The organism is Neobacillus niacini, from assembly GCF_048572935.1.
GTDB classification, from domain to species: Bacteria; Bacillota; Bacilli; order Bacillales; family Cytobacillaceae; genus Neobacillus; species Neobacillus niacini.
Genome location: NZ_CP183883.1, coordinates 2,969,639 through 2,990,663 on the forward strand (window position 1 = coordinate 2,969,639; position 21,025 = coordinate 2,990,663).

General features: G+C 37.3%; 23 protein-coding genes. 20 read left to right on the forward strand and 3 right to left on the reverse strand.

What is annotated here, in order from left to right; all coding sequences use genetic code 11:
* The 10 genes from ACN6MT_RS14535 to ACN6MT_RS14580 all read left to right on the forward strand — a co-directional run bounded on the left by ACN6MT_RS14535 (position 1) and on the right by ACN6MT_RS14580 (position 9,471).
* Entirely contained in the window at positions 1-1,122 is a 1,122-nt protein-coding gene (locus ACN6MT_RS14535; RefSeq protein WP_419956334.1) for a cysteine protease StiP family protein, read from the forward strand.
* On the forward strand, positions 1,119-1,919 hold the full coding sequence (locus tag ACN6MT_RS14540) for a hypothetical protein (RefSeq protein WP_419956335.1): 801 nt from the start codon (positions 1,119-1,121) through the stop codon (positions 1,917-1,919). The genes ACN6MT_RS14535 and ACN6MT_RS14540 overlap by 4 nt, the downstream gene beginning before the upstream one ends.
* Positions 1,920-2,407: 488 nt before the next feature.
* Positions 2,408-4,045 carry a YceG family protein gene (locus ACN6MT_RS14545; RefSeq protein ID WP_419956336.1) on the forward strand — a complete coding sequence of 546 codons (1,638 nt, stop codon included), beginning with the start codon at positions 2,408-2,410 and terminating at the stop codon, positions 4,043-4,045.
* A 36-nt stretch (positions 4,046-4,081) separates the two neighbouring features.
* Entirely contained in the window at positions 4,082-5,146 is a 1,065-nt protein-coding gene (locus tag ACN6MT_RS14550) for a toxic anion resistance protein (protein WP_052106444.1), read from the forward strand.
* A gap of 42 nt (positions 5,147-5,188) precedes the next feature.
* Positions 5,189-5,815, forward strand: a complete 627-nt coding sequence (locus ACN6MT_RS14555) for a TerD family protein (protein WP_034677120.1) — start codon at positions 5,189-5,191, stop codon at positions 5,813-5,815.
* A gap of 61 nt (positions 5,816-5,876) precedes the next feature.
* Positions 5,877-6,455 (forward strand): TerD family protein, encoded by a 579-nt coding sequence (locus ACN6MT_RS14560; protein ID WP_034677118.1) that lies wholly within the window; start codon positions 5,877-5,879, stop codon positions 6,453-6,455.
* 138 nt (positions 6,456-6,593) lie between these two features.
* Positions 6,594-7,298: an anthrax toxin lethal factor-related metalloendopeptidase gene (locus ACN6MT_RS14565; protein ID WP_419956337.1), complete on the forward strand. Its 705-nt coding sequence runs from the start codon at positions 6,594-6,596 to the stop codon at positions 7,296-7,298.
* Between the two features lie 54 nt (positions 7,299-7,352).
* Positions 7,353-8,147: a thymidylate synthase gene (locus ACN6MT_RS14570; protein ID WP_034677114.1), complete on the forward strand. Its 795-nt coding sequence runs from the start codon at positions 7,353-7,355 to the stop codon at positions 8,145-8,147.
* The gene (locus tag ACN6MT_RS14575) at positions 8,144-8,644 is read left to right on the forward strand and encodes a dihydrofolate reductase (RefSeq protein WP_419956338.1); all 501 of its coding nucleotides are present in this window, start codon (positions 8,144-8,146) and stop codon (positions 8,642-8,644) included. Before ACN6MT_RS14570 ends, ACN6MT_RS14575 begins: the two co-directional genes overlap by 4 nt.
* Before the next feature lie 98 nt (positions 8,645-8,742).
* The gene (locus ACN6MT_RS14580) at positions 8,743-9,471 is read left to right on the forward strand and encodes a lysophospholipid acyltransferase family protein (RefSeq protein ID WP_419956339.1); all 729 of its coding nucleotides are present in this window, start codon (positions 8,743-8,745) and stop codon (positions 9,469-9,471) included.
* Positions 9,472-9,504: 33 nt separating this feature from the next.
* Here ACN6MT_RS14580 and ACN6MT_RS14585 read toward each other — a convergent pair whose 3' ends face one another.
* Positions 9,505-9,744: a hypothetical protein gene (locus ACN6MT_RS14585; RefSeq protein ID WP_034677108.1), complete on the reverse strand. Its 240-nt coding sequence runs from the start codon at positions 9,742-9,744 to the stop codon at positions 9,505-9,507.
* 309 nt (positions 9,745-10,053) lie between these two features.
* On the opposite strand from ACN6MT_RS14585, the gene ACN6MT_RS14590 reads away from it, so the two are divergent.
* The 3 genes from ACN6MT_RS14590 to ACN6MT_RS14600 all read left to right on the forward strand — a co-directional run bounded on the left by ACN6MT_RS14590 (position 10,054) and on the right by ACN6MT_RS14600 (position 11,560).
* Complete coding sequence (locus tag ACN6MT_RS14590; RefSeq protein WP_045524138.1) at positions 10,054-10,248, forward strand: twin-arginine translocase TatA/TatE family subunit; 195 nt, start codon at positions 10,054-10,056, stop codon at positions 10,246-10,248.
* 111 nt (positions 10,249-10,359) lie between these two features.
* Entirely contained in the window at positions 10,360-11,103 is a 744-nt protein-coding gene (gene tatC / locus ACN6MT_RS14595; RefSeq protein WP_419956340.1) for a twin-arginine translocase subunit TatC, read from the forward strand.
* A gap of 205 nt (positions 11,104-11,308) precedes the next feature.
* Positions 11,309-11,560 (forward strand): DUF2535 family protein, encoded by a 252-nt coding sequence (locus tag ACN6MT_RS14600; RefSeq protein WP_419956341.1) that lies wholly within the window; start codon positions 11,309-11,311, stop codon positions 11,558-11,560.
* Between the two features lie 218 nt (positions 11,561-11,778).
* Here the strand turns inward: ACN6MT_RS14600 and ACN6MT_RS14605 are convergent, their stop codons facing one another.
* A complete protein-coding gene (locus ACN6MT_RS14605; protein WP_419888493.1) occupies positions 11,779-12,948 on the reverse strand; it encodes an IS256 family transposase in 1,170 nt (389 codons plus the stop codon).
* Between the two features lie 153 nt (positions 12,949-13,101).
* Here ACN6MT_RS14605 and ACN6MT_RS14610 point away from each other — a divergent pair, with 153 nt between their 5' ends.
* Positions 13,102-13,944, forward strand: coding sequence for a DegV family protein (locus ACN6MT_RS14610; RefSeq protein ID WP_419956342.1), 843 nt, complete (start codon positions 13,102-13,104; stop codon positions 13,942-13,944).
* A gap of 27 nt (positions 13,945-13,971) precedes the next feature.
* On the opposite strand, the gene ACN6MT_RS14615 is transcribed toward ACN6MT_RS14610, so the two are convergent.
* Positions 13,972-14,862, reverse strand: coding sequence for an MBL fold metallo-hydrolase (locus ACN6MT_RS14615; protein ID WP_419956343.1), 891 nt, complete (start codon positions 14,860-14,862; stop codon positions 13,972-13,974).
* A gap of 168 nt (positions 14,863-15,030) precedes the next feature.
* On the opposite strand from ACN6MT_RS14615, the gene ACN6MT_RS14620 reads away from it, so the two are divergent.
* The 6 genes from ACN6MT_RS14620 (at position 15,031) to ACN6MT_RS14645 (ending at position 20,996) form a co-directional block, all read left to right on the forward strand.
* Complete coding sequence (locus tag ACN6MT_RS14620; RefSeq protein WP_419956344.1) at positions 15,031-16,548, forward strand: spore germination protein; 1,518 nt, start codon at positions 15,031-15,033, stop codon at positions 16,546-16,548.
* A gap of 12 nt (positions 16,549-16,560) precedes the next feature.
* Positions 16,561-17,682, forward strand: a complete 1,122-nt coding sequence (locus tag ACN6MT_RS14625; protein ID WP_419956345.1) for a GerAB/ArcD/ProY family transporter — start codon at positions 16,561-16,563, stop codon at positions 17,680-17,682.
* Positions 17,666-18,826 carry a Ger(x)C family spore germination protein gene (locus ACN6MT_RS14630; protein WP_419956346.1) on the forward strand — a complete coding sequence of 387 codons (1,161 nt, stop codon included), beginning with the start codon at positions 17,666-17,668 and terminating at the stop codon, positions 18,824-18,826. The genes ACN6MT_RS14625 and ACN6MT_RS14630 overlap by 17 nt, the downstream gene beginning before the upstream one ends.
* A 76-nt stretch (positions 18,827-18,902) precedes the next feature.
* Complete coding sequence (locus ACN6MT_RS14635) at positions 18,903-19,478, forward strand: SCO family protein (RefSeq protein WP_063253090.1); 576 nt, start codon at positions 18,903-18,905, stop codon at positions 19,476-19,478.
* A gap of 108 nt (positions 19,479-19,586) precedes the next feature.
* Positions 19,587-20,411, forward strand: coding sequence for an SGNH/GDSL hydrolase family protein (locus ACN6MT_RS14640; RefSeq protein WP_419956347.1), 825 nt, complete (start codon positions 19,587-19,589; stop codon positions 20,409-20,411).
* A 6-nt stretch (positions 20,412-20,417) separates the two neighbouring features.
* Positions 20,418-20,996: a YpmS family protein gene (locus ACN6MT_RS14645; protein WP_419956348.1), complete on the forward strand. Its 579-nt coding sequence runs from the start codon at positions 20,418-20,420 to the stop codon at positions 20,994-20,996.
* Positions 20,997-21,025: the final 29 nt, after the last annotated feature.

Genomic DNA, 21,025 nt, shown 5'->3' on the forward strand with positions numbered 1-21,025 from the left:
ATGTCGATGATAACCAATCAACCTGCTAAAATGGGAAGCTATTCTGAGGATGATGTTCTTTTTCTATTAAAGGATTTAAGTTCTATTCAGCTTGAAGACTCCACTGTGAATCGTGAAATGAGAGTTCAATCTGGTCAGCATTATAGTGAATCATTGCCGATAGAATACCAGCCTCCAAAGGAATATGTGGATTTGTTTTGGAGTACTGCCAATGATTATAAATCAAAAGTCGCACTATGCGTGGGTATTGTGGCCGAGCAAATCTACCGAAATAAGGGTAATCAAGCCATCCTCGTATCTCTTGCCAGGGCAGGAACGCCGGTTGGAATTCTAATTAAAAGATATATTAAATTCCGCTACGGCATATCTTTACCTCATTATAGTGTCTCCATTATCCGTGATAGAGGTATTGACGAGAATGCACTACATTATATCCTTAAAAATCACCCAGAGGGTAACATTCAGTTCGTGGATGGCTGGACAGGAAAAGGGGCCATTTCACTCGAATTAACAAAGGCGTGCGGAGAATTTTATGAAAAATATCATATCCAGCTTGATGATCAACTTGCAGTCATTGCCGACCCTGGACAATGTACGACGCTTTTTGGAACGAGAGAAGACTTTCTCATTCCAAGTGCTTGTTTAAATTCGACCGTCTCTGGCCTTGTAAGCCGAACGGTATTAAACAACAATTATATTGAGAAAAACGATTTCCATGGAGCAAAGTATTACCGTGAGCTTCTTCCAAGCGATGTATCAAATGATTTTATTGAGTTAATTGCTGGTGAATTTTCCGCCATCAGCCAAGAAGCAGGGAAAACCGCTTTACAAAGGGTATACGAGGAATTGAATGCAGGATTTGCAGGTATGCAGGATGTTAAAACCATTCAAGCTGAATATGAAATAGGAAGCACGAATTATATCAAACCAGGCGTCGGTGAAACAACAAGAGTACTGCTTCGAAGAGTCCCATGGAAAATCCTCATGCGCGATCCTTCAAGTCCTTATGTGAGACATATTCTCATGCTTGCTGAGGAAAAAGGAGTAGAGGTAGAGATATATCCTAGAATGAATTATTTGTGTATGGGGTTAATTAAATCGGTTAAGGAGATTAGTAAATGATAATTGCATCGGATCTTGACCGCACACTGATGTATTCCGATCGAGCAATTGAAGAATTCGGAATGCCAGAGAATCTTGTGTTAAAGCCAGTTGAAATGAATCAGGGAAAATGGGCAGGATATATGACACAAGCTGCTTTTTCAATATTGAAAGAAGTGAACCAGCACAGCTTGTTTATACCGGTTACAACGAGAACAACAGAACAATTTAAACGTTTTGTTATTTTTAAAAATGAAATACCATTGTCCTATGCGATTACAACAAATGGAGCACATATTTTGTATAATGGGGAACCTTTAAAAGAGTGGTCTGAACAATTAATGTTTCAGTTGAAAAGTGGAAGTGCAGCTGAGGAAGAGTTACTCCTTGCATTAGAAATGGTTGGAATTATGTTGGATGGGGAAAGAAAGCAGGCTGATAACCTATTTTTTTACTATATTTTAAACTGTCTTCCGACCCCATCAGAACTCACAGAAATTCGTGGGCTTACAGCCAAATATGGATGGAAAATGAGCCTTCAGGGGAGAAAACTCTATTTTATTCCAACTGCCATTAGCAAAGGGAAGGCACTTGAGTTTATTTGTAACCGAGAAGGAATGGAAGCAATGGCGGGCGCAGGTGATTCTATTTTAGACTGGGATTTTATAAAGAATTGCCGCTATCGATTCGTCCCAAGTCATGGAGAGCTCCTTAAAGTGAAGGGACCAGCTGATGTCACGCTGACAAACCAGCTCGGTGTTGCTGCTGGTGAAGAAATACTCCAGCATTTCCTAAAGGCTTTAACACTCAGTATTTAACTATCTTTTATATATGGGTAAAAGAAGTAAAAATAGATTGAACAAAACAGAGTAAAAGAACCACAAAAAAACAAAATAGACATACTAATACTGGCAAGAACGGGAGAAAGAAACAGAGTAAAGAGTAAGCATAACCAAAACAAATCGATCATAACGAAGGTTTTCGACACCATTAAATTCATAATGATACTTAATTCCTCGCTAACATCTTCCATTCTTGGCCGCTTGTATAAAAACCTCATTTAGTCACCTACTTATATCTAAGTACTCAATCATATGTAAGGACAAGGAAAAAGGTGAAAAATGAGGAAAATACTTTGGGGAAAATGAACTGCTTTTTTCTACATAGTAATGAAACATTTTACGATTACTTTCGTATAAACAATGAACCAATTTTTTAACTGTGATATGATGGTAAAGAATACCCTTACATAATTTAACTGTGACGTACAAAAAATCTTTCGCTTTTATGAGGGAAGGGATTATGAATGAATTTACCATACAACCAAATGAATGTTCGACCCGTATCCCTTACATTTGAAAATTGGCTTGATATGCTTAAAATGCCCCTGTCAGAACGGCCAGGATTTTCAATAGAGCAGGGAAGTATACAGATTGGTCAAGTACTAGCGAAATTCCTCGGAATTCCAATTGATAGTGATGAGTACTATAACCAGCTTTTTGATTATGTGTCTTCCGCTGAAAGTCGCTTACATTTATTAAGTGAAGAATCACTAAATAAAAACATGGATAATCAGCATTTTCAATCGATTCAAAAGGTATTGAATATGAGTCAAGAACAGAAGCTTTCAATCAATCGATTTACCGCTTTTCTTGATGGTGAACGGCTGTTGTATAAGTCAAGTATCCCAGCTATTCATCGAAAAGTAAGGGAAGCGATGATCAGCACGCTCGAACTTTTTGCCCAGCGCGAAAAAGACGGGTTAAAAAATCACGAACTAAGAAGGGTTTTAGTTGACGTCATTAAATGGTCGATGAACCACTTAAATCCTTTATTAGATACCGTTGATCTTAAAAAGGAAATGCCTAAATTCTTATGGTACGGCGATATGAAAAGAAGTCAGCCTTATTTTCTGTATTATTTAATGAAACTTGGCTGCGATTTGGTTATCTTTCATCCTGAAGGCAAGGATGTTTTACATGGGTATCTAGGTGAGGAAATTTTTACGCACCATTATCCAAATAAACAACAAGCGGAACCATTTCCTAAAGAGAAAAGAAATCGTCAAACCACTGTTGCATATCGTGCCTCAAGAGAGATTGAGACGATTCTCAATCAGGAAGGCTCAGGTTTATATAAACCGTGGCAATTAAGGGAATATACTCCATCTTCCATTACCTTAAAAACAACCTATGATGAATTATTTATACTCGGAAAAGAAATGGCAATGGTTCGGCCCGGCTTTGAAGTAGAGAATGGACAGGTCAAAATTCCTTCCCTGTTTGCTAAAATACAGGGTGTGAGTAAAAATCGTAAAGAGTATTGGGACCGAATTCAAAACCTTACAGAATTCGAACACAGTATGCTGATTCGCCAATTACCTTTTACATGGTCAAGCTCGAATGATTTTCGCTTTCACTACCGGAACGCACTTGGCAGAGATGGATTGTTGAACCCGGAAATGATGATGCAGGCACATTATTGGCCGTATTCATTCTTACCGACTGGGTTACAAAAGGGGATTGCGAATGCGATTCGACGAATTTGTGAGCGTCCGGGTTTAAAGTCTTTACCAGGGGAAAGCATGGAAGAGGTAAGCATTTATTTATTTAGTCAGGCTATGTTTACCCCAAAGGAAATTATCCAGTTGATGGAGAAATTTGATTATTCACAGCATGTGCCAAAGTTAATCATTTATAACAATGAATGCCGCGGTATGTTATCAAGATCAGACGCTGCCCTTATCCTGCTATTAAACCAATTTGGTATCGATATTATCGTATATAATCCGCCAGGCCATAATGATATTGAAAATTTCCTTCATGAAAATCTATTTGATACGCACTGGCTTGAGGATGTGGTTTTTGACTTAGAGTATAAAGAACCTTTCAAACTCAAAAGAAAGTTCTTTCAAGGAATTATAAAAAATTTAAGGGGAGATTAACTAGTGAATCTACCACAAAATCAATCTGCAAACTTAATGACAGAGGAAACACTAAGTGAAGCAAAGATTTCAGACATTAAGCTTGCCCTCAGGAAGGAAACAGAAGTTCAGAACCTCGCAAGGTCTATAGATGAGCGAGACCAAATAAAAATTTTGGAGTTTGGGAAAGAGCCTGCTGTGCAAATCTCCCGTTTCTCTGATCAAATCTTAGGTAATATGCGGACGACAAAGGTTGAGGATTCTGGAGAGCTTCTGAAGCAGCTCACCAGAATAATGGATAAATTCGACCCAAAGGACTTTCAAAAAACTTCAACCGGATTTTTTGGAAAGCTCTTCAAAAAGGGTGAAAAGATGATTGAAAAGGTCTTTGGAAAGTACCAAACCATGGGCTCTGAAATTGATAAGGTATACGTGGAAATATCCAAGTATCAGCATGAAATGGTTGATTCAACCAAAATGCTAGAGCAAATGTATGAGCAAAATTATCAATACTATCTGACCCTTGAAAAGTATGTGGTTGCAGGTGAAATGAAGGTTGAAGAACTTAAAAACAATCAGCTGCCGCAGCTCGAAGCACGTGTTGCTGCAGGTGATCAGATTGCTTCGATGCAATTGGATACGTTGAGAAATTCGATTGAAGCTTTAGAGCAGCGAATTTATGACCTTGAAATGGCCAAGATGGTATCATTGCAGACAGCACCGCAAATCCGCTTGCTGCAACGGGGAAATACAAAGTTGATTGGAAAAATTAATTCTGCTTTCGTAACAACGATTCCAATCTTTAAAAACGGGCTCATTCAGGCGGTTGCTGCAAAAAGACAAAAGCTTGTTGCTGATTCGATGAGTGAACTCGATCGGCGTACCAATGAAATGCTACTGAAAAATGCCCAAAACATTTCAAAGCAAAGCACAGATATTGCAAGACTTGCAGGAGGTCCAAGCATCAAAATCGAGACCATCGAAGAATCCTGGAACATTATTATTAAAGGAATGCAGGAAACAAGAGCCATCGAAGAAGAAAACAAACGCCTGCGCGTTGAAGGAACAAAACGTCTAGAACAACTGCAGGACAACTTTAAAAAATTGAAACAACAATACTAATTGATTGTTAACTATAAAAATTTTATTTATGAGGTGAAAGTTATGGCTATAAGCTTACAAAAAGGTCAAAGAGTAGATTTAACAAAAGGGAATCCAGGACTATCTAAAATCATGGTAGGTTTAGGCTGGGACCCAGTTCAAAGCGGTAAGAGCGGAGGCGGCGGTCTCTTCGGCGGATTGTTTGGCGGCGGAGGAGCAGGCGGCGGTGCTAATGTAGACTGTGATGCTTCTGTTATTATGCTAGGTGCAAATGATAAGATTCAAAACAACAATGACGTTATCTACTTTGGTAATTTGAAAAGCAAAGACGGCAGCGTTCAGCATTCTGGAGACAACTTAACAGGTGATGGAGACGGTGATGACGAGCAAGTAATGGTAGAACTAAGCCGAGTTCCAGCTAATGTTCAGAAACTTGTATTTGTTGTTAACATCTATGATTGTGTAAAAAGAAAACAGCACTTCGGGATGATTCGTAATGCTTTTATTCGAGTGGTGAATCCATCCAATGGTCAAGAAATGATTCGTTATAACCTATCAGATGATTACAGCGGCAAAACATCTTTAGTGGTTGGCGAAATTTACCGACACAACACAGAGTGGAAATTTGCAGCTGTTGGAACTGGTACAAACGCTGCAAGCTTAAGTGAAGTAGTGCGTAGTTATTCTTAATCTTTAGGGAACAGGCTTTGCTTGTTCCTTTCTACTATTACGTTCTGAAGAGGTGAGATAGTTGGGCATCAATTTATCTAAAGGACAAAGAATTGATCTTACGAAAACAAATCCGGGACTAACAAAGGCTGTTATCGGGCTAGGCTGGGATACAAACCGCTATCATGGCGGTCAAGATTTCGACCTTGACGCCTCTGCATTTTTAACCGATGCCAATGGACGGGTGACTCAAGACCTAGACTTTATTTTCTATAATAATTTAGCTCATTCCTCTGGAGGAGTAGAGCATACAGGTGATAACCGCACAGGTGAGGGTGACGGGGACGACGAGCAGATAAGAATTGATTTCAGCAAGGTTCCTCCACATGTACACCGTATTGCGATTGCTGTAACGATTCACGAAGCAGACGCTCGGAACCAAAATTTTGGACAGGTTTCTAATGCATTCGCCCGGTTGTTTGATGAAGAAACCAATCGTGAAATTCTCCGTTTTGACCTTGGTGAGGACTTCTCGGTGGAAACAGCTGTTGTTATCTGTGAGCTTTATCGTCACAACGGCGAATGGAAATTCAACGCCATTGGAAGTGGATTTTCAGGAGGATTAGCCGCACTTTGCCGTAATTATGGGTTAGAAGTATAGAGTTTGTCGGAAAATCTGTCCTATTCGGGCAGATTTTCTTTGTGTTTAACGATTCCCACCAATTAATTACCAATTATCCCGCACAATCTACCATGTTATAATTCTAGTAAAGGACTAATTTGCTAGGAGGATTATAATATGCGTAAATGGGTTGTTTCCTCCATCATAGCTGGATTGTTTTTATCGATGTTTACCACTTCACAAGCCTCTTTTGATAGTATTAAGCTCGGTGATTATCCAAAAAACTCCGAACTCTATCAATTAATTAATAATAAATCCTCGCTCCGACAATTAAACGAAATGATTTTATTACCAAAAAGGTTTTTTGATGAAAAAGCGGCTGCTGGAATTATCACTAGGATGGCAAATTTGCCTGAAGGTCTTTTAGAGAAAATTAACGAACAAGACATTAACCTTAAACTGTTTACTGGAAAATTAACCGATAATCAAACAGCTAGATATTTAGCAGGGAAGGTACCAAGAGGGTATAACTCACAAACCACGTGGGATGAAGTACCTGGAATTGGCGGCTCGCAGGTGGTTTTGGTGAAAATAGGGCACAGCGAAAAGGGAAAAGGCCACGGCTCTTTCAATTTAGAGTTACATGAAATTGCACATTCGATTGATCATCTAGTATTCCAAAATATTAGTAAAAATAAAGAATTCCAATCGGTTTGGGAGGCAGAAAGAGGAATATTGTTCCCTGGTAACTCTTATTTTATTCTGCATGCTGAGGAATACTTTGCTGAAACCTTTGCCATGTACTACTTAAATGACGAAACAAAATTACACTTAAAAGAGCTCGCACCTCAGACGTATGACTTTATTCAAAGGCTACACTAATGCTCTTAATATGGTAAAATGAAAAACATATGTATGAACAAGGGAGTGTCAGTTTTGAAGCAATATTTAGAACTATGTGAGCACGTTTTGAAGAATGGTCATGAAAAGGGAGACCGTACTGGAACAGGGACGATTAGTACCTTCGGTTATCAAATGAGATTTGATTTACAAGAAGGCTTTCCTTTATTAACTACAAAAAAGTTACACTTAAAATCAATCATTTATGAACTGCTATGGTTTTTAAATGGAGATACCAATGTCCGTTATTTGCAGGATAATGGTGTACGAATTTGGAACGAATGGGCTGATGAAAACGGCGAACTAGGGCCAGTATATGGACATCAATGGCGTTCATGGACCGGTGCCGACGGAACAACAGTAGACCAAATTAGTGAGTTAATTCATCAAATTAAAACCAATCCTAATTCACGCAGACTGATTGTAAATGCTTGGAATGTTGCAGAAATAGATAAAATGGCGTTAGCACCGTGTCATTGCTTGTTCCAATTTTACGTAGTCGATGGGAAATTATCTTGTCAGCTGTATCAACGTTCAGCAGATGTATTCCTTGGTGTACCATTCAATATTGCCTCTTACGCATTATTGACCATGATGATTGCTCAGGTTTGTGATTTAGAACCAGGTGAATTTGTACACTCATTTGGTGATGTTCATATCTATCAAAACCATTTGGAACAAGTGAAAATGCAAATGGAGCGCGAACCAAGGGTATTACCAAAAGTGAAAATCAATCCAAACGTTAAGGATATTTTCTCATTTGAATTTGAAGATTTCACGCTAGAAGGATATGACCCACATCCACATATTAAAGGAGTAGTCTCCGTATGATATCCTTTATTGTAGCAATGGATGAACACAGAGTCATTGGCAAGGATAATCAATTGCCGTGGCATTTACCGGAGGATTTAAAATTCTTCAAACGCACGACTATGGGACACCCGATTGCAATGGGCAGAAAAACGCACGAATCTATTGGCCGGGCACTTCCCGGCAGAGAAAATATTGTGATTACTCGTCAGCTAGATTATAAGAGCAATGATGTAACAATTTTCTATTCGATGGAGGAATTTGTGGAATATTGCCGAAATCAGGATGATGAAATTTTTGTAATTGGCGGTGCAGAAATCTTCAAAGAAACTTTTGAACATGCAGACCGCCTCTACATAACACATATTTACGAAAAGTTCGAGGGAGATACCTATTTCCCAGAGTTCAATGAACTAGATTGGAAGTTTATTTCCAGTGAAAAAGGCATTAAGGATGAGAAAAATCCCTACAAATATGAATTTAGAATTTATGATCGTATAGTAAAAGACAGCCAATGATTTGGCTGTCTTTTTCATTTTAAAAAAAATATCATTTCACCTAAACAAATTTAACTCTCCTGCTTTATAATATTTTAGAACGTAAAAAGGAGGCAATCATGTTTAGGCTGATCACATGCTTTTTGTATATTAGCGGATTTCTAATCTACAGCATTCCGCAGCTAGCAAGAATAAAGAAAGCGAGTCATTTACCCGTTGAGGAACGTGATAAGCTAGCTCATGAATATCCAAAAAAATTTTCTAAGAAATTTATGAAATTAACAGGCTCAGAGGTAGTGGTAGAGGGTTTGGAGTTGATTCCGGAGGGACCGGTTGTGTTCATTGCGAATCATGAAAGCGATTTTGATATTCCTGTTCTGCTTGGTACCATTGATAAACCTTTCGGTTTTGTTTCAAAAATAGAGCTAAAAAAATTGCCTATCCTATCTTCGTGGCTCAACACGATTAACTGTATACTTATTGATCGTAAGAATCACCAGCAAGCACTTAACAGCATGAAAGAGGGTGTTCAATTGCTTCAAGAAGGTCATTCACTTGTTATATTTCCTGAGGGTAAGAGAAGCAAGGGAGGACCTGTCCAACCCTTTAAGGTGGGAGGTATTCGTCTAGCACAAGACGCGGGAGTGCCAATTGTACCAATTGCTATTAAAGGTACTGCGGATATTTTTGAGAAGAATGGGCGGTTAATAAAGCCTGCTCAAATTAAAGTAACCATTGGCTACCGAATCGATCCTATAATTCATAACCATAAAGACTATAAAGAGATGGCAGAAGAAGTTCGTCAAATCATTATCGCAATGAGTGAAGCACGGAACATCGCTTCATAAAGAAAGAAGCATCGCTTTGATGCTTCTTTCATTTTAAAAGTAGGATCCGTTTAATTCATAATCTGCTAATTTATCAAGCATTCCTCTGAATTCATCTGGATGGCAGAAGTCTTCCTCGTGGAAATGTGCTTTCACCCATTGAATTAATTCATTAGGGCTATTAAAATATTCCCCGCTGCTGTCACTTTTGCGAATCATATACCTGCCGTTATCTTCATCGATGGTTACTTCAACTGGCAGGGCTCCATCAAAACTACTGAGTGAAAATTCCATCTTCATCACATCCATTCGTAATAAGTTTAAAATAGTATATGTTTCTCTTGATGAAATTATAAATGGTAAATAACCAATTGTCAAAATATTTATACAATTCGAAATAGGATTTTACATTGACTTCAGGTGTGGTTCTTGGTAAATTGTTAAGAGTAAATGGTAGAGAAATAAATGCAAAAAATCACATTTAGATAAGTTTTCTTAGATAATGTGAAATTAATATGAATTATTGCGGATATTTTACTCAAAACTGTTGTTCAGTACTATAATCGTAGTAGAAAGATAATTAACTAAAGGGGATGTAAATCAATGTTCTCAAATATTGGAATACCAGGATTAATCCTTATTTTAACTCTAGCCCTTATTATTTTTGGACCTAAGAAGTTGCCTGAAATTGGACGCGCCTTCGGACAAACATTGAAAGAATTCAAAAAATCAACTCGTGAATTAACGGATGATGTAATGAAGGATATAGATGAGGAAAAGCAAAAATTGACTAAATAAGGTGTAAGATATTTTCTTGCACCTTTTTTTCTTCATTTTTCTTTTAGACTATTAAAATGTTGGTAAGAGTGTTTAGTTATTTTCAACCATTGAAATTGGCAGGGGAAATACATGGAAGATAAAGAATTACAATTAGTTGATCACTTAGATGAATTGCGAAAAAGGATTATTATATCTGCGGTCGCGTTTGTTGTTTTTTTCATTGTTGGATTCATTTACGTGACTGATATCTACGATTGGTTAGTTCGAGACCTTGATGTCAAATTGATCGTACTTGGACCAAGCGATATTATTTGGGTTTACTTTATGATTGCGACGATTATTGCCATTGCAGGTACCATCCCGGTCTTGGCAAGCCAAATCTGGCTATTTGTGAAGCCAGCACTTAAGCCTATTGAAAGAAAAATTACTTTATCGTATATACCGGCATTGTTTATTTTATTTATTATTGGGCTTTCTTTCGGTTACTTTATCATTTTTCCAATGGTGCTTGAATTCTTAGTCTCAATGGGAGCAGATATGTTTGTAACGAATTTTACTGCGGATCGATATTTCCGTTTTATTATGAATATGACCCTTCCGTTTGGTGTTCTGTTTGAGTTACCAGCGGTAGTAATGTTCCTAACTTCACTCGGTATTATTAATCCTTTTGTATTAGCTAAAATTCGTAAATACGCGTATTTCGTTTTAATCATAATTGCGATTGTTATTACACCGCCAGATTTCATGTCAGACTTTGTTGTTACGCTGCCATTGTTACTGTTATATGAAATCTCTATCAACTTATCGAAGTTTGTCTACAAGAAACGATTGAAAAAGCTTCAAGATGAAGAGGAAGAATTTGCAGAAGCATAAATAATGGACTATTTGGCCTTCAGAGGTTTATTTCTCTGAGGGTCGTTTTTATTGTCAATCCATCTAAAAAGCATGGTTTATTATTTTTTTATAAATTGGAATGAATTTATATATACATATTTTAAAAACCAAGCGGATTTTGACACCTTTCGATTAGGTTAAGGTGTATAATATAGACAAACGGGTGAAAAAGAGGATTGATATTTTGTTATACAAAAGCCTAGAGTTCAAAAATGTGGTTGGACAGAAGGTTAAAGTTATCGAAATTCCTTTATTGGAGGAAGGCAACACTTATGCATTTATGATCCAACTCCGTTTACAGAAATTTATTACTGCTATTTATCAGGAGACGAAACCGAAAAAATGCTATTCGTTTAAAGAGTATTTGAAAAAGGGTATCAAATGGCCTGATTATGAAGCTTTGTTTAAAAAAACAGAATTGAAGAATAACGCATAACTTTTCAGAACACTGGATACCCCGGTGTTCTTTTAATTTTCACAATTAATTTCATGAAAATAGGGGAATTTATACCTTAAAGAAGTCAAGTCCTAGATTTTGTGTAAATTAATTTACTCATGATTACAATGTTTAATAGCTATTATGAATTTTGATGGTTTGGGAAGGGGGTACCCCCTTCCCAAACCATCAAAATTTCGCGCGCTTCGCTCCTACTCCTACTTTTTCCCTATCATAGATGGTTTCTTTGCTTGTTCATCGGCAATATCCATTAGTACAGCTCCTATTAATCGGAACGCTGATTGTGTATTTGGAAAGATCCGTATGACTTTTTCCCTTCTCCTAACTTCTTGATTCAATCGTTCCAAGGAATTAGTGCTACGTATATGATGATGATATTTAGTAGGTTCATTCAAATATTGAATGGCATCTTCGAAGCCTTCTTCTAATGTATTTATTGCGTTTTCTAGTTTTGGATTTTCCTCATATTTCTCCATAAACTCGTCCTTAAGTTTCCTAGCATCTTCAATTTTTACTACATTAAATATCCCTTTTAATGCCGCTTTTACCTCGTCCATATCTTTTTTTGGTAATTGATTAAAGATATTTCTTTTAAAATGTACAGTGCAGCGCTGCCAGGTTGTTCCCACAAACTCTGTGCCAATTGCCTTTTTTAAGCCCTTATGTGCATCTGATATGATTAATCTTGGTGATTGAAGACCACGTGATTGTAAGTGTTGAAAAAATCTTTGCCAAGCCTCATAGCTTTCAGAGTGGTCTACTTTCAACCCCAGGATTTCTCGCTCATTTTTTTCATTAATGGCAGTTGCGATATAAACAGCCTTAGATACCACTCGGTTATGTTCCCTCACTTTAATGTACATGGCATCTGCAAAGATGTAGGGATAATACATCGTATTAATTGGCCTATTAGCCCATTTATTTACAATCGGGTCAAGTTTCTCTGTTAGAGAGGAAACAAGTGATTTTGAAAAACTTTCCCCACATAACTGTTGTACAATATTCTTTACTTTTCGGGTAGATACACCATTCACTACCATTTCTAACATAGAAAGGACAAGTGCTTGGTCACATCGGGCATACCTTTCAAATACGGATGGAGAAAAATCCCCGTTACGTGTACGAGGTACCCTTAGGGTGATTCTTCCAATACTCATAATGAGATCTCTTTCATAATAACCATTCCGGTAGTCGCGTCGGTCAGTAGAACGCTCGTAAGCTCTAGCGTTTAAATGCTTATCTCTTTCATCTTCCATAACTGAATTTAGAACCAGGACAACAGACGCTTTAACAACTGCATCGATATCAGATTTCATAATACAATCTTTTAAATCCTCAATATTTAGGTTAAACTGAAACTGGGTCAAATTAATTCCTCCTCATTGTTTTCGTCGCTGATAACATTGTAGCCATGAGGAACTAATTTGACTCATTTTGTTTTTACACAATTATACGGACTTAATCCTTAAAGAACAGGGAACCTGTATAATACAAAGGAGTAAACCGTAGGATGTGAGTATATGAACAAAATTAAGATAGTAACCGATTCTACCATGGACATGACAAAAGAACAGGCGGAGCAGTTAGGTGTTGTCGTGGTGCCTTTGTCCGTAACTATAAATGGCGAAACATACTTAGACAGAGTTGAAATTCAACCTCCTGAATTTATGGAAACCATGAAGAGTTTAGATGAATTACCGAAAAGCTCCCAGCCTTCCGCTGGTACCTTTCTTGAAGTATATGACAAGCTAGGTGAAGAAGGCTACGAGGTTTTATCGATCCATATGACAGGAAAAATGAGTGGAACTGTCCGCTCTGCTGAAAGTGCTGCACAGATGACAAAGACGAGGGTAACAGTCCTAGATTCCAAATTTATTTCCATTGCTCTTCAATTCCAAGTGAAAGAAGCGGCTGAAATGGCTAAGCAAGGCAAGAGCATGGAAGAAATTCTTAATCGACTTAAATCCGTCTGCGAAAACACGAAACTATATATTATGATTGATACACTCGAGAACATGGTGAAAGGCGGACGGATTGGTAAGGGTAAGGCCTTTATTGGCTCGTTACTAAATATCAAGCCGATTGCCTCGCTTGAAGGTGCCGAGTACAATCCAGTGGCAAAGGTTCGCAGTCATTCTCAAGTGGTTAAATGGCTTGCTAAACAATTCTCTGAGGATGTCAAAGGGAAAACCGTTCGCGGTGTTGGAATTGTTCATGCCGAAGCACAGGGATTGGCTGCAAAAGTAAAAGATTCTATTATTGATTTAACCGGGTATCAAGATATTTCAGTTGATTATACAGGGCCCACCATCAGTACTCATACTGGACCTGGGGCGATTGCCTTAATGTATTACACTGAATAATAAACAGGATGGTGCCAATGCATCATCCTATTTATTTACCAACAAAATTTCCGATGATTCGTCAACCGTATATCCTAGTCGCTGCAAATGCTTCCGTATCCCACTCCGTTCCCATGTTCTCAAAATCATAGTGCTTAGTATTTTTTTTGGATAGAAAATTCCGATATTTGTCAGTTCTTCAAAATTCATTCCCTGACGTACATACTTTTCGATTATTTCATCACGTTGGTCAATTATCGCTAAAAATTTGTTCATTGCCTCAGTAAATTCCTGTTTCGTAAACACACCCTTTTGGTGACCTGTAATATAAGTATCTGCTTCTAACTCTATTAGTCGTTTACCGGAAGCAATGAACGCATTGATATCCCCATCCGTACCAAAATACCATGGTCCAAAGGAAGTCATATCAAAATCCCCAACAAAGATGACACCTAACTCAGGGAAATAGGGACTGGAATATCCCACCGTGTGACCTGGTGTATGAAGAAAGTTTACTTTCACTCCACTAAAGTTGTATTCCTGCTCATATAGATAGGTTCCCGAAATTTCTCCGAGGTTTTGCACCCATTCCTTAGGCATGTGCTTCCTTAATGCTTCAACCCCATCCGGACCCCATTCTTGATAAACTCCATTTCCTTGAGCAATTCCTTCTATTGATTGAATGGTCTCAAATTCTAATGGGTTAATCCATTTTTCCGCATTGGGAAACAAATGATTATGCAAGGTATGATCGGGATGGTAGTGGGTATTGATAATCAGATCAACCCCATGCTCAACATTCAATGCCCGAAGTTCGGCGGGGGCTGCTCCAGTATCGATGAGTACCTTATCTTTACTATGAATATACAAGCTTCGCGAAAAGGGAACCTTACTATGATTTGGCCCTTCAATTATCAAAAGCTGACCGAGTTGCTGCATTATTACACCTCTGTTTAGTTGACTAAATTTTCTGTTTGTTGAATGAATACTCATTCATAATATCATATCTTCCCATTTCATAAAACCTTTTTGTCGCCCTGTTTTTTATGGGTAAAAATAGCTGTTTTGGTAATGCTAAAAAAAATTGAAAGTAAAAAGGTGTTGCCTATGTTTAAATGGTTATCAGGAAAAAAAGCAGAAGAGACACCAAAGGTTCATAGCTTAGACTTGGAAGAGTTGAAGGAACAGCTTAAAACGGAATTGAATGTTGGTGCGGACCTTGTCTTTAGGACGTTAAAAAGGGACGGGGAGAAACTCATTTTCTGTCTGATAGACAGTTTAATCGATTCAACAAAACTCGATGAAGTCGTAATTAAATCCATTATGAATCAAAAGGAAATAGAATGGTCATGTGAAGGGATTTCAAAAGTGTTACCTATGGCATCAATCCATGCTGTTAATCAGCTAGGTGAAGTTGTTCAGGGAATTAACCAGGGAAAAGTGTATATTTACTCGGAAGGGCAGCCCTATGGAATCCTTGCAGATGTTAGTAAAAACCTTGTACGTGGGCTTGAAAAAGCTGAAACAGAATCACTTGTTTACGGCCCAAAGATTTCTTTTACAGAATCTCTTCAAAGCAACATAAATATTTTAAGGAATAACATAAAGGATGAAGATTTATGTACAGAAGACTTAACAGTTGGTAAAAGGTCAAAAACAAAAGCGAAGATTGTCTATATCAGGGGAATTGCAGATGAACAAATAGTAAACACCTTTAAACAAAGATTGAACGAACTTGAATTGGATTACATACCTGGGACAACTGTCCTTGGTCAGTACATTGAGAGCAACAGCTGGACCGTTTTTCCTCAGTTAATGACGACAGAACTTCCTGATCGTATTTCAATCGCTTTATATAGGGGGAAAGTGGCCGTATTAATGGATAGGAGCCCAGATGCTCTCTATGGTCCAACATCCTTTTTCGCCTTTTTTGAATCAACAGAAGATGTTTATATGCGTTGGAACATGGGGTTGTTTTTACGGTTGCTGCGGCTAGTGGCTACTTTCATTTCTGTTTTACTTACACCTGCATATGTTGCTGTTTTGACCTATCACTATGAAGTAATCCCTTCCCCTTTGCTCCTGTCGTTAGGAGAGTCGAGGGCAAGAGTTCCCTTCCCACCGGTATTTGAAACACTATTACTAGAATTTGTAATTGAATTATTACGGGAGGCAGGGGCTAGGCTGCCGACAAAAGTCGGTCAGACAATCGGTATCGTTGGAGGTATTATCATTGGGCAAGCAGCTGTTCAAGCAGGATTTACTAGCAATATCTTAATTATTATCCTTTGTTTAAGTGCTCTTGGTTCATTTACAACCCCTAGTTATTTAATGGGTACAGCCATTCGACTCATACGCTTCCCGATTATATTGATGGCCGGATTATGGGGAGGCATCGGGATTATGATTGCTTTTTGCTTTTTCATTATCCACCTGCTCCGGCTGGAAACAATTGGCGGTCCATATCTTACGCCTATTTATCCAGCTAGAATAAAGGATATTGGATATAGTTTTTTCAAGCTGCCACCGCAATATCTTTCATTTCGCCCTTTAACCAATCGAACAAAGGACAAGGAGCGCTTTCCTAAAAAGAAAGCGAAACAAAAAAAGGATGTAGATGAATAGGAGCGAACAAAAATGAAGGTGAATTTACATCCAAAAGAAGGATTATTGGTAAATGCATTTATGCTCTCTTTTATCATCCACTCGGTCCAGGTAGGAGTAGGATTGGCCGGGCTTCCAAGAGTAGTTTATTTAGTAGCAAAGCATGACGCTTGGATTTCAGTTTTTTTAGCAGGGATGATAACCTCAATTGTCCTACTATTTATGGTCCAGATGCTTAAGCAATATGACAGTGCCGATTTATATGGCATTCATGTTGATGTATTTGGAAAATGGGCAGGACAATCATTGAATTTTATTTACATGATTTATATGACATCCACTTTTTTTATCATTTTAATGAACTACATTGAGATTGTTCAAGTGTGGATATTCCCGACGTTGCCGACTTGGCAGCTTTCACTCGTACTTATTTTGATCGTTATCTATGCTGTTTATGGTGGAATTAGAGTTATCGTTGGAGTTGCATTTTTTTCTGTTATTGGCACGGTATGGCTGGTAATAGTCCTTTTTGTACCATTACAATTTGGTGATTTTACACATTTGTTCCCAATTTTGAATGTAAATGCGAAACAATTAGTGATAGGTGCTCAGAGTACAACACTTTCTATGCTGGGTTTTGAAATCATCATGTTTGTTTATCCATTTGTAAAGGAAAAACATAAATCAATGCTTTTTGTTCAGATAGGGAATTTGTTTACAACAATTATATTTACACTTGCAACGCTCATTTCTATTGTATTCTTCGCTTCTAATAGTCTAGAAAAAACAATCTGGCCGGTATTATCGATGTTTAAGATTGTTCGACTACCTAACTTGGAAAGGTTTGAATTTATCGCAGTTTCCTTTTGGATGCTCATTATATTGCCTAATATGTGCTTCTATCTTTGGGCTGCTTCAAAGGGCTTTTCTCGAATTTTAGAGAAAAGACAAAAATCGGGTGTTTGGATTATTGCGATTGTTACCTTTGCAGCTACCTTCCTTATTAAGTCTAGATACCAAATGAATACGATTACGGATGTTGTAGCAAAGTTAGGTTTTTACTTTGCTTTTTGCTATCCAGTCCTACTTGCTATGATTGTCTTTATTAAAAAATGGTTTAAAAGGAGGGGGGATAAACATGCAGAAACGCAGTAAATGGCTAAAGATTGCTATTGTAATTAGTTCCTTCTGTATACTAACAAGCTGTGGAGTAGAAACAAAACAATTGGAAAGATTGGGACTGATTACTGCAATAGGATTTGATTTAAAGAAGGAAAATGAAATTAATGGAACTGTTGCAGTATCAAAATTTGATCCAATGGCAAAAGTTATGACCAACGTAATCTCTGCAAATGCCAATACCCTCCAAACGTTAAGAGCGGAGGAAAATCTTGCTATTGATCAAAGACTTGAAATGGGTCAGCTCCGGTGTGTCATTTATAGTAAAGAGTTGGCCGAAAAAGGAATCATTCAGCTTGTCAATGCTCTTAATCGTGATCCGACGGTTGGAAACATGGTTTATTTAACAATTGCTGAAGAAGACGCATCCTCCATCATTAAAATGGACGAGAAGAAAATTAAAGTGAATATTGGGACCTATTTATACAATTTAATTAGACAGAATGTGGAAAGGGAACTTTTAATATCGCCGACACTTCATGAATTTAATCATAAATTCTTTGATAACGGACAGGACCCTGTACTGCCTATCTTACAAGTAAAAAAAGACAAGGTAGCGATTTCTGGAGTTGCCTTATTTAATGATGATAAACTGGCCGCAAGATTAAGTAATGATAAGCTCTTTTATTTAAAACTGTTAACAGATGAATATCGAACAGGATCCAAGGAATTAGAGTTTGATCGCGAAGAATTTTCGAATATCATCAACACCCAAGGTGGTAAGTCTTTTGGGGAAGTATATAACAAATTGTTTTTAAGTATTGATACATTGCGCAGCAATACAAAAATTAAGTTAGTGGACAAAAAGAACATACGCTTTAAAGTCGAAGTTAAAATGGATTCGAGGTTGCTTGAAACCACCAATTATTTAGAGTTAGGAAAAACAGCTAACATGAAGTTCATCGAGAAAAAAGTTAATCAAGAAATGGAAAAACAAATTAAGAAACTCCTTTTATTTTTCCAAGAAAAGAAAGTGGATCCAGTAGGTATTGGGAATGAATATATGGCTCATGTCCGAGGTAAGCCTATGACACAAAAGGAATGGAAAGAATTATATATGAATGCTAAATTTGATGTTCAAGTAAAGAATACAATTGCCAGGACAGGTACAATGGATTAATAAAGCCGTTTTCTTTCTTCTTTTGTGAATCTTTGTTACACTAATCACGAAAATAAGAAGGTTGCGGGTGATTATTTTGAAAAAACAAATTTTGTTTATGTTAATCATTGGTTTATTTGTGTTGTCTGCTTGTGGACAAAAAGGGATTGTGAATGCACTCGATTACCCAGTAAATGATTTTTCTGCGGTAACGGAAGAGAACAAACCTTTTGAAAAGAAAAATTTGGACGGAAAGATTTGGATCGCTGATTTTATTTTTACCAATTGTGCAGATGTATGTCCACCAATGACTGCCAATATGACCAAGCTGCAAAAAATGGTTACAGATGAGGATTTAAAAAATGTGGAATTTGTCTCATTTAGCGTCGACCCAACGGTTGATACACCTGAGAAACTTACTGCTTATGCGAAGAATTTCGGGTTGAAAACAGATAATTGGACATTTTTAACAGGCTATACACAAGAGTTTATTGAGTCGTATGCAAGAGAAACATTTAAGACGTTAGTGAAAAAGCCCCAAGAGGGTGATCAAGTGATTCACCAGACATATTTCTTCTTAGTGGGACCAGATGAAAAGGTTAAGAAAATTTATGATGGGTACAAAGAAGTACCATATGATGAAATGATTAGTGACATTAAATCGCTGCAATAGACCTTTTCCAGGTCTATTTTTTTGGGAATGAATAGGATATAGTACAAGCTTATTTTGTATTATTTTTGTTCTGTTATAATATCATTAGGAAGAGGGTGGTGAATCAAAATGAAAAAAGTTTTCACCCTTCTTTTTCTTTCGACATTTTTCTTAAGTTCTTGCAGACAATCCGATCGGTTGGAATTGCATAAAGTGCGGACGGCTTCGGCTGTTATTTATGAGGAGATTCCTGCCGATTTTGTCCCAAAGGAAATAAAGATTATTTCCGCTGGTGACTCTTTAACAGAAGGTGTAGGAGATAGTACCAAAACAGGAGGATACCTGCCTTATTTAAGAACTTTGCTCGAGGAAGAAAAGGGAATTAAGGAAGTTGATTTCTATAATTTCGGTGTAAAAGGTAATCGTACCCCGCAGTTACTAAATAGACTTAAGACTGATGAGATGAAAGACTCACTTGCTGCTGCTGATTTGGTAATTTTGACAATTGGCGGCAATGACATTATGAAGGTTGTCAGGGATAATATCTCAAATCTCCAGTTGTCCGCATTCAATAAGGAAAGAGAAGTATACATTCATAATTTGATTGAAATTATGAATACGATTATTCGTGTGAATCCCGAAGCCTCTATCGTTTTGGTTGGAGTATACAATCCTTTTTCACAGTGGTTTTCGGATATAAAAGAGCTGGATCAAATCGTATCGGATTGGAATAGGGCTAGTCAAAGCGTTGTTGTTAATTATTCAAATGCTTATTTTGTTGGGATTGAAGACCTTTTTATAAACCCAACAGAAAGTTTATTGCATTCAGACAAGTTTCATCCCAATGATAAAGGGTATGAATTAATTGCAGAGCGATTAAACGAAACTATAGAAGAACGGACATTACCTGATCTCGTTAAAAAGGCGTATATGGTCAGTAAAGAGGAGAATTAGCTTTCTATGAAAAATAAATGGAAAACGGGATTCTTTCTTTTATTAGGGTTCATTGTCATTATTGTTATTATTCTTTTATCTTTAATCATGTTACCAGCGGATGAAAAAGGAAAGATTCAACAAACTGAACCTAATAACAAGAATGTTACTTTCGAGGTTAAATCGAATAAGGCAGATCTCAACGTATTAATAAACCAATATATAAAAAAAGAAGCAGCCGATTCACCCGTTGAATATAGCGTACATCTACAAGATGAAGTGGAATTGTATGGCACCTTACAATTCTTTAGTCAGGAAGTAGATTTAAAGCTTACCTTCGAACCAGAGGCATTAGAGAATGGTGACTTGGTTCTAAAGCAAAAGTCCATTTCAGTTGGCAGCCTGCATTTACCTGTTTCCTATGTACTCCGATTTATCAATGAAAATTATAAGCTGCCAAATGGTGTAGAAATTCACCCAAATGAAAAAATTGTTCATGTAAACATGCAGCAATTAAAACTAAAAAGTGATGTAAGTATAAAAGTAAATACATTTGATTTAATAAAAGATGATATTACTTTTACGATACTGGTACCCGTAGAATGAGGTGGCTCACATCAGTGTGAACCACCTTA

Coding starts and splice junctions, on each gene's coding strand:
- ACN6MT_RS14535 (WP_419956334.1), top strand. CDS start 1: ATGTCGATGATAACCAATCAACCTGCTAAAATGGGAAGCTATTCTGAG.
- ACN6MT_RS14540 (WP_419956335.1), top strand. CDS start 1,119: ATGATAATTGCATCGGATCTTGACCGCACACTGATGTATTCCGATCGA.
- ACN6MT_RS14545 (WP_419956336.1), top strand. CDS start 2,408: ATGAATTTACCATACAACCAAATGAATGTTCGACCCGTATCCCTTACA.
- ACN6MT_RS14550 (WP_052106444.1), top strand. CDS start 4,082: ATGACAGAGGAAACACTAAGTGAAGCAAAGATTTCAGACATTAAGCTT.
- ACN6MT_RS14555 (WP_034677120.1), top strand. CDS start 5,189: ATGGCTATAAGCTTACAAAAAGGTCAAAGAGTAGATTTAACAAAAGGG.
- ACN6MT_RS14565 (WP_419956337.1), top strand. CDS start 6,594: ATGCGTAAATGGGTTGTTTCCTCCATCATAGCTGGATTGTTTTTATCG.
- ACN6MT_RS14575 (WP_419956338.1), top strand. CDS start 8,144: ATGATATCCTTTATTGTAGCAATGGATGAACACAGAGTCATTGGCAAG.
- ACN6MT_RS14580 (WP_419956339.1), top strand. CDS start 8,743: ATGTTTAGGCTGATCACATGCTTTTTGTATATTAGCGGATTTCTAATC.
- ACN6MT_RS14585 (WP_034677108.1), bottom strand. CDS start 9,744: ATGGAATTTTCACTCAGTAGTTTTGATGGAGCCCTGCCAGTTGAAGTA.
- ACN6MT_RS14590 (WP_045524138.1), top strand. CDS start 10,054: ATGTTCTCAAATATTGGAATACCAGGATTAATCCTTATTTTAACTCTA.
- tatC (WP_419956340.1), top strand. CDS start 10,360: ATGGAAGATAAAGAATTACAATTAGTTGATCACTTAGATGAATTGCGA.
- ACN6MT_RS14610 (WP_419956342.1), top strand. CDS start 13,102: ATGAACAAAATTAAGATAGTAACCGATTCTACCATGGACATGACAAAA.
- ACN6MT_RS14615 (WP_419956343.1), bottom strand. CDS start 14,862: ATGCAGCAACTCGGTCAGCTTTTGATAATTGAAGGGCCAAATCATAGT.
- ACN6MT_RS14620 (WP_419956344.1), top strand. CDS start 15,031: ATGTTTAAATGGTTATCAGGAAAAAAAGCAGAAGAGACACCAAAGGTT.
- ACN6MT_RS14625 (WP_419956345.1), top strand. CDS start 16,561: ATGAAGGTGAATTTACATCCAAAAGAAGGATTATTGGTAAATGCATTT.
- ACN6MT_RS14630 (WP_419956346.1), top strand. CDS start 17,666: ATGCAGAAACGCAGTAAATGGCTAAAGATTGCTATTGTAATTAGTTCC.
- ACN6MT_RS14640 (WP_419956347.1), top strand. CDS start 19,587: ATGAAAAAAGTTTTCACCCTTCTTTTTCTTTCGACATTTTTCTTAAGT.
- ACN6MT_RS14645 (WP_419956348.1), top strand. CDS start 20,418: ATGAAAAATAAATGGAAAACGGGATTCTTTCTTTTATTAGGGTTCATT.